Source organism: Candidatus Microthrix parvicella Bio17-1 (assembly GCF_000299415.1).
Classification (GTDB): Bacteria; Actinomycetota; Acidimicrobiia; order Acidimicrobiales; family Microtrichaceae; genus Microthrix; species Microthrix parvicella.
This window is the reverse complement of record NZ_AMPG01000001.1, coordinates 1,649,874-1,660,461: the sequence shown is the minus strand read 5'-3', so window position 1 is coordinate 1,660,461 and position 10,588 is coordinate 1,649,874. Positions and strand designations below refer to the sequence as shown.

Below are 10,588 nucleotides of genomic sequence, written 5' to 3'. Positions count from 1 at the left end.
CGGCGGGGCGTCACTGCTCAGCCCAACCCGGTCAGCTTGGCGAGCTCGTCCAGGAGCTCGCCGTTTCGGTCGACGAAGCGCTGTTCGGCGGCGCTGCGCACCTTGAGGTACTCCGGCCGGAAGAACTCGGCCTGGCAGTCCCGGTCATCCTTGGCCATCGCCAGCTCGTCGGCCTGCAGCCGATTGAGCGCGGCGATGTCCACATCTGCGGGGTTAAAGGCCTGAACGCGTTTTGTGGCCTGCTCCGAACCCGGGTTGTCACCGCCGCCCGCCACCACCTCGGACTCGCCGCCGCCGGTGGTGCCGGGTGCGGTGGGTGCGGTGGTGGTTGTTGTGGCGGCATCTCCGGGCACGCTGGTGACGCCGCCAAGGTCGGGCTCGGGCGAATCGGCCGAGCCGAACAACACCTCATCGAGTCGCTTGGACAGCTGCTTCGTCGGGTCGTCGATCACCTTGACCCGATGGCCGGCCTGCCCCATGCACTCGGCCCAGCGCTGCTGAGCCGTCTGCAACGCGGGAGTGATCTTCACCAATTGAGCGGTGGAGTTGATGCCGAGTTCATTGGCCGCATCGGCGAGCTTGGCCGAGAGCTGCTCGAGTCGGGCGAGGTCGTCGGAACTCTTGGCTCCCAGCCCGGCCAGTGTGCACGAACCACTGAGCTGTTCCAGGTCGCCCTCCGGTGCCTCGGAGTTGCCGGTGTCCAGGTCGGAGCCACCTCCCACGTTGGGGTCCACGGCCACCCCGTCGCCCGAATTCGGGTTGGCCGCCGGGGCGTCGCCCGGGATGGTTGGCGCTGCGGCATCGTCCGCCGGCACGGCCAGTTCCTTCGCGATGCCGGCGCCGAACAGATCGGAGTAATAGCGGGACTGTTCGGACGGGGACAGCGAGGCGACGTAGGCCTCGTTCGGGTCGGCGGTTCCCGTGGTGGATCCGCTCGGCGCACCGTCGACGTAGCTGCCGTCGTCGGCGTAGATGGTGGAGATGCCGTAGCCCCACTTGGTGCGGTACGTCTCCTTGAACAGGTTGGCGTATTCGTCGAGCGAGCCCAGCTCGCTTTCGAGACCGCCCGGAATGGCCACGGGGGTGTAGTCCCAGCCCCGTTCGGCCATGCACGAGGCTGTGAGTTCCTGTTGCTTGGTGGCCAGGTCGGGCGCATCGCCCAGGCTGAGTGCCTTTGCCAGCGGTGAGGCGTAGATCAGCTCGGCGTCGGGTGTGGCGGCGTCCCCCGTGGCGTTGTCGTCACCTCCAGCGCATCCGGCTGCGAGGAGCACAGTTGCCATCACGCTGATGCCGATGAAGGTTCTGTGTGTGCGCACCGCTGCCTCGTCGCCGTTGGGGCCCGCTGCTCTTCCGGGACCGTGAGCCCCACAGGTTACCGTCGGGTTTGGTCCTGTTCGGGCAGCCCTTGGTGTGGGCTCGGGTGACGACGGCTCAGTTGGTGGTTTTGGCGTCTGCCTCGAAGGCGTCCAGGTTGGCGTATTCCTCCGAGGTGTCCACCCAATCTTCAAACTCGATGACACCCAGATGCTCGAAGCGTTTGCGCAGCCAGCCATCCGAGGCGTCCAGCAGGCCCAGCTTTTTGGTGTTGGGCACGATCTTTGAGAACAGCAGTCGCTGAAAGTCGGCCTGTTGGGGGGCGGGGTGCTCCTGCATCACCTTGAGTACGGCGCGGGGGTCGACGCCCATGCGCTCCCACACGTCAACCATGAAGAACCGGTTGCGAAGTCGCTCGGCGCAGTCGAAGGTGAACTCCTGGCGCTCTCGCATCTCCGCGTCGGAGAGCCCCTCGTAGAACTCGCGCAGCGTCAGCACACCGAAGGCCACGTGGCGTGCCTCGTCAGACATCACATAACGCAACAGTTGCTTGAGGAGCGGTTCGGTGGTGGTGTGGAACATCGCACCAAAGGCTGCGAGGGCCAGGCCCTCCACCATGATCTGCATGCCCAGGTAGGTGAGGTCCCAGCGGGAGTCGGTGAGCGTGTCGGTGATGAGGGCCCCAAGATTGGGGTTCATCGGGTAGGCGCCGCCCAGTTTCTCGTCCAGGTACTTGGCGAACACCTCGACGTGACGGGCCTCGTCGACGGTCTGGGTGGCGGCGTAGTACTTGGCGTCGATCCACGGTGTGGTGGCGGTGACGTATCCCGCCACCATGAGGGCGCCCTGTTCGCCGTGCAGAAACTGGCTGAGCTGAAAGCGCTGCATCTCGACGCCGACCCGCATCCACTCTTTCTCGCCGAAGTTCTTGAATGGAGAGCCGGGCAGCCCCTGGAGCATCTTGAAGCGCTCCATCGAGAACTGCATGAGGCCCCGGGCGATCTCTTCGGGGTCGACGTCGATGCTCCAGTCGAGGTCGGTGGTGCCGTTCCACTGGGAGGTCTTGGCCTTTTCGTACAGCTTGGACAGCGCCGGCCGGGAGCGTTCGTAGTCCCAGGTGAACCAGGCGTCTGCGTTCAGTTCAACCGTGCGGCCAATGTCGTCGGCCCAACCCTTGTCGTCGTAGGCGGCCAGGATGTGGTCGACGTCGTTGACGTCCGTGGGCCGTGCGGCGAAGTTGTCGTCGGACGTCCCGCTTGGCGTGATGGTGGCGGTCATGGTGTCTCCCCCGAGATCGTGTGAGGCAACGCGTCGGCGCGGTGATCGAGGCCGTCGCAGCGCCGAGTGTACGCCGTACAACCGGGCTTCGCATGGTAGACCCTGATTTGTGGAACCTCAACGGGCCGATGCCGGGTCTTCGGTAGATCGTGCGACGGGTCAGCCGGGAGGCGGCGGCCTCAAGCAGCAAGACGCGTCCCGACCCCGGACGCCGCTGAGCCTTGAACGCATCGTTGGCGTGGCCATCGAGCTCATCGAGTCCGAGGGCCCGGATTCGCTTTCGATGCGCCGCCTCGCCTCCCGTCTTGGTTCGTCCACGATGGCCACCTATCACCACGTTGCCGACCGTCAGGCGCTGATGGAGGCGATCGCTCAACGGCTGCTGAGTGAGCTGGACCCGGCCGTCAACCCGGCTGGGTCAAAGGAGCCCGTGGACGCGGACCGGCGCGGCTGGGTCGACCTGGTCCGCTCCGAGGTCAGCGCCTTTCTGGAACTGTCGCGCCGTCACCCCGCCACGTTCGCCGCACTGTTGCGCACCCGACCCACCGCTTTGGTCACCCGTGTTGAGGGCATCGAGGCCGATCTGGTGGCCGCCGGCCTCGACGAACTACCGGCACGCCTGGTGGTGCGCACCACCGCCCGCTATCTGATGGGAAGCGTGATGGGCGAGCAGGCCGCCATATCAGCAGGTCAGACGATGGACGAAATGAACGAGTCGTTCTCCTTCGGCCTGGGTGCCCTGCTCGAAGGCATGGCCGCCCGGGTCGGTTGACCGGTTTGGCCGCCTCCCGGACGTATCGGCCATCTGGGGCTTTCAGCCTCGGTCGGCCACTGATCAACCGACCAACACGGCGGGCAGCGGGCGCTGGTGCACCAGCGACAAGCGTTGAGTGGCTCGCGTGAGGGCCACGTACAGCGCCTGCGCCCCCCGGTCATCGGCTTCCAGAATGTCGGCCGGTTCCACCACGATCACGGCGTCAAGCTCCAGCCCCTTCACCATGCGCACCTCCACCACGGTGACCTGCTGGTCCAGTCCATGCCGGGTTGCACGGCCGAAGCTCACCCCGGCCTTGGTCAGCGCGGCCTCGCAGCGGGCGAGCGCACTGCCGGTGCACACCACGGCCACGCTCCCCTGACCAACAGCGCTCACCTCGCGCTGCACGGCTCCAACCAGTACCTCGTCGAATTCGGGCTCGCCCGGGCCGTCGTTCACCTGGTCGATCACCGGCTCTGAGCCCAGTTCGCGGATCGATGTGGGCGGCTCCAGGTCCGGCGCCGCCAGGGGGAGCAGTCGGGCGGCCAGGTCCATGATGGGGCCGGGCAGTCGGTAGCCGGTGCTCAGTTCCACCCGCACCGAAGGCCGTCGTTTGGGCAGGGCGTCGATCACGTCGTCCCAGCTGTCGTGCGCCCACGGTGAGGTGGCCTGGGCGATGTCGCCGACCACGGTCATCGATCCTCCCAGGCTGCGACGACTGAGCGACCGCAGTTCCATCGGGGACAGGTCCTGGGCCTCGTCCACCAGGATGTGTCCGTAGGTGCGGATCACGTCGCTGTCGCGACGGTTGGGGCGAGGCCCCAGGCGAACCAGCGCCTCGTCCAGGATCGGCGCATCGCCAAAGGCCCACACCCGCTTGGAGGGGTCGTCGTGTCGCGGGCTGACCAGCAGGTCCAATTCGTCGGCGGTCAGGCGGCCCCCGGCGGCGGAGGCGAGCAGCGCCCGGGAGCTGTACAGGTCGTTCAGCAGGTCGGAGGCGCTCAGCACCGGCCACATCCATTCCAACGCATAGCGCACCTCATCGTTGTTGCGGATGCGCGAACGCAGGTCTTCGGGGGAGATCGGCTGGCGAGAGCGCTCGGCCAGCCGGCTGAACACCCGTTCCTCAACCTGTCGGCGGCCCGCGTTGTGGTGACGCACGCGGCGGCGAACGTCGGCCACAATCTCCCGGCTCTCTGCAACGCTGAGGCGCAGGCGCTGCAGCCCGAAGGGCACCACCAGGGGCTCGCGCAGTGCCCGTTGACGGTCCTTGACCGCCTTTCGCAACAGCGGCACCATGCGCAGGTCGCCCTTGATTCGGGCGACGGGCAGGGATTCGGTGATCGCCACCCGGGTATCGGGGATGAGGTCGCCGATCACCGCGGTGTGGACGCCCGCTTCGCCCAGCGATGGCAGCACCTGATCGATGTAGGACAGAAACAGCCGGTTGGGCCCTACCACCAGCACGCCTTGCCCCTCGAGCGGAAAGCGGTGGGTGTAGAGCAGATAAGCGGCCCGGTGGAGCGCCACCACCGTCTTGCCGGTGCCGGGCCCGCCCTGCACCACCAGCACACCGGCCAACGGCGCGCGGATCACCTCGTCCTGCTCGCCTTGGATGGTCGCCACGATGTCGGACAACTTGCCCGAGCGGCGTTCCTCCAGTGCCGCCACCAGCGCGCCGTGCCCCTGCACCGAGCCGTGGTCCAACGCCTCGGCCGCCGAGCCGAACAATTCGTCGTCCATGCCCAGCAGCGATCGACCCCGGATGGCGAAGTGGCGGCGACGAACCAGGCCCATCGGGTCCGATCCGGATGCTCGGTAGAACGGTTCGGCCACCGGCGCCCGCCAGTCGACCACGACGGGGTTCTGAGCTCGGTCGGCCACCGACATGCGTCCGATGTAAAACGACTCGGCGCCGTCGGGGGCGGGGTCGCCCACCGGAGGCGCGTGTGCGTCGGGCGGCTCGTCGGAGCGACCTTCGCCGTCGGTGTCGATGCGACCGAACAACAGGGCGGTGTCACCCAATTCCAGCTGGGCCAGCCGGGAGGCCACCCGATCCCAGATCACGTCCCGCTCGTGACGGGCCTGGAAGGTGCCGCCCGCCTCGTGCATGACGGTGTCGCGGACACCCTCGGCGGCCCGGCGGGTGGCGTCCAGGCACTCATAGGCAAAATCGATGTAGGCCTGCTCGGCCGAGAGTTGGGGATCTGGGCTCACGGAACGGGGAATCCTCCGCTTCTGATCGGTCCAAACCGGGCTTGTGGCGCCGTTTTGGGGACTGGGTACCTTACCGGTCGGGCTGTGGTCCCGGCCCATGCGCCACCTCCGGGCGCTCGGCTGCGAGGCCCCTCATGGGGCGCAGATTGCTGTGACCTGTGGCTTGTCGGCGCGCAGATCGGTCGTCGTTCTGCCGGCGGTAGGATGCGCGCCTGTGACCACGTCTTCCTCCAGCGTCTCCCATGGCGACCCTGCCGCCGATCCCGTCGAGTCGCCATTTCTGACCGCCGCACGCGGCGGCAACCCCGACCGGGTTCCTATTTGGTTCATGCGCCAGGCCGGCCGGTCACTCCCCGAGTACCGGGCGGTTCGGGGCGAGGGCTCGATCATTGACGCCATCGTCCAGCCGGAATTGGCGGCCGAGATCACGCTGCAACCGGTGAGACGGTACGGGGTGGACGCGGCGGTGCTCTACAGCGACATCGTCACCCCGGCGCACGCCATCGGGGTTGGCATCGACGTGGTTCCCGGCGTCGGGCCGGTCGTGGAACACCCGTTCCGCAGCCGAGCAGACCTGGCGCGTCTGCGCCCCCTGGATCCGGAGGCCGACACCCCCTACGTGCTGGAGACCATCCGCAACGTCGTCGGCGCCACCGACGTGCCGCTGCTCGGCTTTGCGGGGGCGCCCTTCACCGTGGCCAGCTACCTCATCGAGGGTCGTCCGTCGCGCACCTACGGCGCCACCAAGGCGTTGATGTTCACCGACGAGGCGCTGTGGTTCGACCTGATGGAGGCGTTGGCCGACCTGGCGATTGCGTCGATCCGCTCCCAGGTGGCGGCGGGATGCAGCGCGGTGCAGCTTTTCGATTCGTGGGCCGGTGCGCTCACCCCGGCCCACTACCGTCGCTACGTGCTGCCGACGTCGCAGCGGGTGTTTGCGGAACTGGCCGACCTTGGGGTGCCACGGGTGCACTTCGGCGTTGGCACCGGCGAGCTGTTGGGCCTGCTCGCCGAGGCCGGGGCCGACATGGTGGGCGTGGACTGGCGGGTGCCCCTGGGCGAGGCCCGGGTTCGTGCCGGCGGGCTACCGGTGCAGGGCAACCTGGACCCGGCGATCGTGCTGGCGGGTGTGGCGCCAACGCTGGCAGAGGCCGAGGTGGTGCTTCGGGAGGCGGGTCCCGGCGGTGCGCACGTGTTCAACCTGGGTCACGGCGTACTGCCCGAGACCGACCCTGAGGTCCTCGAGGCACTGGTGGAGTTCGTTCACGACCGTGGACGTGCAATCGCTGAGGAGGGCACAGCCGGCGGCGAGCCGGCCGAAGCCCACCTGGCCCGCAAGGAGGCGCACGATGCATCCCGTCACCAATGAGTCCGACGCCCGCCGTGGCGCGCTGATCATGGCCTACGGCTCTCCGGAGTCGCCAGATCAGATCGAGGAGTACTACACCCACATCCGACGTGGTCGGCCGCCGACCGAGGAGGCGTTGGCCGATCTGGTGGGCCGATACGAGGCGCTTGGGGGCACCTCAACGCTGCGTCGTCGCACCGCAGATCAGGTGGGGACGATCACCTTGTCGTTGCAGCAGGATCAGCCCGGTCGGTGGGCGTCCGCGCTGGGGCAGAAGCATGCGGCGCCGTTTGTCGAGGACGGCGTGGCGCATCTGCTGGACGTCGGGGTGAGTGACATCGTCGGTCTGGTTCTGGCCCCGCACTATTCGGCGGCGTCGGTGGGGCAGTACCACGACCGGGCGCGTGCGGCGTGCTCAGCCGCCGGCATCGGCTACGCCGCAATCCACTCCTGGTGGTCGTTGGATGCCTATCGAGATTTCATGGCGCGTCAGCTCAGCGCCTGCCTGGCCGCGATGCCGACGAACACCAAGGTGTTGGTGACCGCTCACTCGTTGCCGCTGCGTGTGCTGGACGGTGATCCCTACGTCGAAGGGCTGACCGCCTCGGCCACCGCGATCGCTGGGGCGGCCGGGTTGGACGCTGCCAGGTGGACGCTGGGCTGGCAGTCCGCAGGACGCACTCCCGAACCGTGGGCGGGCCCCGATGTCCTCGAGCAGCTTCGGACCCTGGCCGAGGATGGCCACACCGAGGGTGTGCTGGTGGTGCCACAGGGGTTCACCTCCGACCACCTCGAGGTGGCCTACGACCTCGATATCGAGGCGGCGCGGCTCGCGGGGTCACTCGGTTTGGCGTTCGCGCGAACCGCCGTGGTCAACGACGATCGGTCGGTGATGGCCGAACTCGCCGAGCTGATCCACGATCAGGTTGCAGAATCCGGGTTACCCGGTGAAGCCCTGGAAACCTGAACCCGTGGTGACGACCGGTCGGCCGATGCGGTGACCCGTCGGCTTGTAATCGTTGGCGGCGGCATCGCCGGGCTGGCCGCAGCCTGGGAGGCGTCGGCCTCGCGCGGCGTGAGCGTGAGCGTGCTCGACAACGGCGTTCCGGCCCCAGGAGGAAAGCTCCGCACTTCGCCGTTGGCCGGGTTGCCAACCGACGAGGGCGCCGACATGTTTCTTGCTCGTGTCCCGGAGGCGTTGGCCCTGGTCGATGAGCTGAACCTGACCGACCGGCTGACAGCGCCGGCGGCCGGGGGCGCCGCCATCTGGCTGGACGGCGCGGCCCACCCGATGCCCGGTGGTTTGGTGCTTGGCGTACCCACCGATCCGGCAGCGCTCCGGGGCTCGCCGCTGGTGGAGGCCGCGGACGTCGAGCAGGTGCGTGCCGAGCTGAGCCGTGTGGGTGCACCTGTCACCAAGGACCGCTCGGTGGGTTCACTCATTCGGGAACGCTTCGGCGACCGCATCGCCGACCGGCTGGTGCAGCCGCTGCTTGGCGGCATCAACGCAGGGGTGCTCGATCGTCTGAGCCTGGCGGCGGTCGCACCGCAACTGGACCGGGTGGCGCGGGCGGGGCCGTCGCTTGCTGCGGGTCTGGCCGAGGATCTGGCTGCTTCCCGTCAGGCGGCGGCTGTGGCCGGTACCGTGGCGCCGCCGTTCTACGGGCTGCCCGGCGGCATGGGCGAGCTGATTGCCACGCTGCGCGCCCAGCTGACGAACCGAGGCGTGACGCTGCGCGATGGCGTTCGGGCCCGGTCGGTTCGGACGGCCGGGGGGCGTCTGGCCATCGACGTGGAGTCGACCGGCTCGGGCGAACCTCGTGAGGTCACCGCCGACGCGGTAATTCTGGCCGTGCCCGGTGCGGTGGCAGCGGCGCTGCTCCGTGGCGGCGCCGGCCCGGCCCACCCGACTGCGCCGGGCGCGGTGTTGCTGCTGGACGAATTGCGCACCGCCTCGGTGGCCATGGTGCGCCTGGCTGTGCGCCCGGATCGGGTCACCACCCCACCTGGTCGTTCGGGCCTGTTGGTGCCGCACGGTTCCGGCTTCATCACCGTGGCGATCAGCTACGCATCCACCAAGTGGGCGCACCTGACCACCGACGGGCTGGTACGCCTACGGGTTTCGGTGGGCCACGACGGCGATCCCGACTCGTCCCGTCTGCCAACCGACGAACTGGTCGCACGCGTGCTCGGTGAGGCGCGCACGCTCACCGGGTTGGACGGCCCCGTTGAGGACTGTTCGGTGACTCGCTGGCCCGGTGCGTTCCCGCAGTACGACGTGGGGCATCTCGAACGCTGCGACACCCTTGATGCCACCCTGGCCGACGAGTTGCCCAACGTGACGCTGACCGGGGCGGCCTATCGGGGGATCGGGGTACCCGGGTGCATCCGCCAGGGGCGTGCGGCGGCAGCGGACGCCGTTTCAGGCTGATCGGGCCAGCCGCACCACGATGCGCTTGGCGGCCGAGCCGGGCGGGTGGCAGGCGAACAGCGTGGCGGTCGCCGTCGTTGTAGGACGCGCCACCTCCACCTGGCCGGGGTCGACGATCTCGGTTCCGGTCACCCGGTAGGTCACCACCTGGCCGGAAGCGCCGATTCCAACGTCATCGCCGACGCGTAACTCGTCCAGGCGGCGAAACGGGGCGCCGTGGGTGGTGCGGTGCCCGGCGATCACCATGTTGCCGGTCTGGCCGGGTTCCGCAGTGCCTGGCCAATGGCCAACTCCTCGGGAGAGCGCGCCCAGGTCCACACCCTCCACGACCCGCACGTCCTCGCCCAGGGTGGGCATGACCAACCGAACGTCCTCCCAGTCGGTGATCTCGTCCGGGATCCCCGGCTGCGTTGTGGCGGCCGGGGTGCCGGCCGGCATCAGTACCTCGGCGGTCTCCACCCGTCCGTTCGTGGTATCGGCACCTGGCACCGGCACCACGCTCAGCGCCTGCTCGGAATGGTCGTCGGGGAGCAGTTGTCGCACCGCCGCGATCCCACCCACCAGCCCGACCGCCACCGTCACGGCCCAGATGGCGATGGGCGCGGCGTGGCGGCGTGTCACGTCAGCACCACCGCCGCCAGCCACAGGGCGGCCATCATCGCCACGGTGGTGAACTCGATCAGCATCGACAACCCTACGGCACCCAGCGCCGCCTTGGTGGACGTCCAAGCCAGGGCGTGGGTGCGGAGGCGGTACCACTCGGCCCCGTACACCCCGATCACGAATCCCAACGGGGCCCCGACGATCGGCACGACGAAGAACCCGATGATGCCGACGACGCCACCGGCCAGCATGGTGGTGGTGGGGACGCCTCCGCCCTGCATCCGGCGGGTGGGCACCAGGTACTTCACCACGAAACCGACTGCGGCCAGGCCTGAGGTGGCCAGCAGCACAAGCCAGCCGGTCACCGAGCGTTCCGCCAGCGCCCACAACAGCAGTGCCGCCCAGGCCAGCGCCGCCCCGGGCAGGAGCGGCACCACCACGCCCAGCATGGCCACCAGCAGCACCACGCCGACGGTCACGTCCAACCACACCGGCGAGCCGGTAGCCGCCAGCGTCACCATGACCGAGCACCCGGCGCCGGCCAACCACCTCGATCGCCCACAGAGGCCCGTTCCGGGGTGAGTCGACCGGCGTCCGCGCCCGCTCTGGGTTCCCCCCTTCGATCTCGGTACCCGCTCATCGG

General features: G+C 68.8%; 9 protein-coding genes. 4 read left to right on the top strand and 5 right to left on the bottom strand.

The genetic code is table 11. The features are described 5' to 3' along the window. Positions 1-17: 17 nt before the first annotated feature. Both MPARV_RS0108020 and MPARV_RS0108015 read right to left on the bottom strand, forming a co-directional pair. Positions 18-1,316, bottom strand: a complete 1,299-nt coding sequence (locus MPARV_RS0108020; protein WP_020377867.1) for a hypothetical protein — start codon at positions 1,314-1,316, stop codon at positions 18-20. Between the two features lie 115 nt (positions 1,317-1,431). Beyond that, entirely contained in the window at positions 1,432-2,592 is a 1,161-nt protein-coding gene (locus tag MPARV_RS0108015; RefSeq protein WP_012223290.1) for a ferritin-like domain-containing protein, read from the bottom strand. Between the two features lie 109 nt (positions 2,593-2,701). On the opposite strand from MPARV_RS0108015, the gene MPARV_RS22455 reads away from it, so the two are divergent. After that, entirely contained in the window at positions 2,702-3,364 is a 663-nt protein-coding gene (locus MPARV_RS22455; RefSeq protein WP_081582150.1) for a TetR/AcrR family transcriptional regulator, read from the top strand. Positions 3,365-3,427: 63 nt separating this feature from the next. Here the strand turns inward: MPARV_RS22455 and MPARV_RS0108005 are convergent, their stop codons facing one another. Beyond that, positions 3,428-5,563 (bottom strand): HelD family protein, encoded by a 2,136-nt coding sequence (locus MPARV_RS0108005; RefSeq protein ID WP_020377866.1) that lies wholly within the window; start codon positions 5,561-5,563, stop codon positions 3,428-3,430. Positions 5,564-5,777: 214 nt separating this feature from the next. Between MPARV_RS0108005 and hemE the strand changes: the two genes are divergently transcribed. From hemE to hemG, 3 genes are read left to right on the top strand one after another with little or no spacing between them, the layout of a single operon-like run. After that, the gene (gene hemE / locus MPARV_RS0108000) at positions 5,778-6,932 is read left to right on the top strand and encodes a uroporphyrinogen decarboxylase (protein ID WP_020377865.1); all 1,155 of its coding nucleotides are present in this window, start codon (positions 5,778-5,780) and stop codon (positions 6,930-6,932) included. Continuing rightward, positions 6,913-7,878 carry a ferrochelatase gene (hemH, locus tag MPARV_RS0107995; RefSeq protein WP_020377864.1) on the top strand — a complete coding sequence of 322 codons (966 nt, stop codon included), beginning with the start codon at positions 6,913-6,915 and terminating at the stop codon, positions 7,876-7,878. The genes hemE and hemH overlap by 20 nt, the downstream gene beginning before the upstream one ends. Positions 7,879-7,908: 30 nt before the next feature. Beyond that, complete coding sequence (gene hemG / locus MPARV_RS0107990; protein WP_020377863.1) at positions 7,909-9,342, top strand: protoporphyrinogen oxidase; 1,434 nt, start codon at positions 7,909-7,911, stop codon at positions 9,340-9,342. Here hemG and MPARV_RS0107985 read toward each other — a convergent pair. After that, entirely contained in the window at positions 9,334-9,963 is a 630-nt protein-coding gene (locus MPARV_RS0107985) for a class E sortase (RefSeq protein WP_202948817.1), read from the bottom strand. The two genes, hemG and MPARV_RS0107985, sit on opposite strands and share 9 nt — an antisense overlap. After that, a complete protein-coding gene (locus MPARV_RS0107980; RefSeq protein ID WP_012223276.1) occupies positions 9,960-10,466 on the bottom strand; it encodes a DUF456 domain-containing protein in 507 nt (168 codons plus the stop codon). The genes MPARV_RS0107985 and MPARV_RS0107980 overlap by 4 nt, the downstream gene beginning before the upstream one ends. Positions 10,467-10,588: the final 122 nt, after the last annotated feature.

What these genes read in the sequence shown, in the direction of transcription:
- MPARV_RS0107980 (WP_012223276.1), bottom strand. Translation starts at nt 10,466, where the DNA reads ATGGTGACGCTGGCGGCTACCGGCTCGCCGGTGTGGTTGGACGTGACC.
- hemH (WP_020377864.1), top strand. Translation starts at nt 6,913, where the DNA reads ATGCATCCCGTCACCAATGAGTCCGACGCCCGCCGTGGCGCGCTGATC.
- MPARV_RS0108015 (WP_012223290.1), bottom strand. Translation starts at nt 2,592, where the DNA reads ATGACCGCCACCATCACGCCAAGCGGGACGTCCGACGACAACTTCGCC.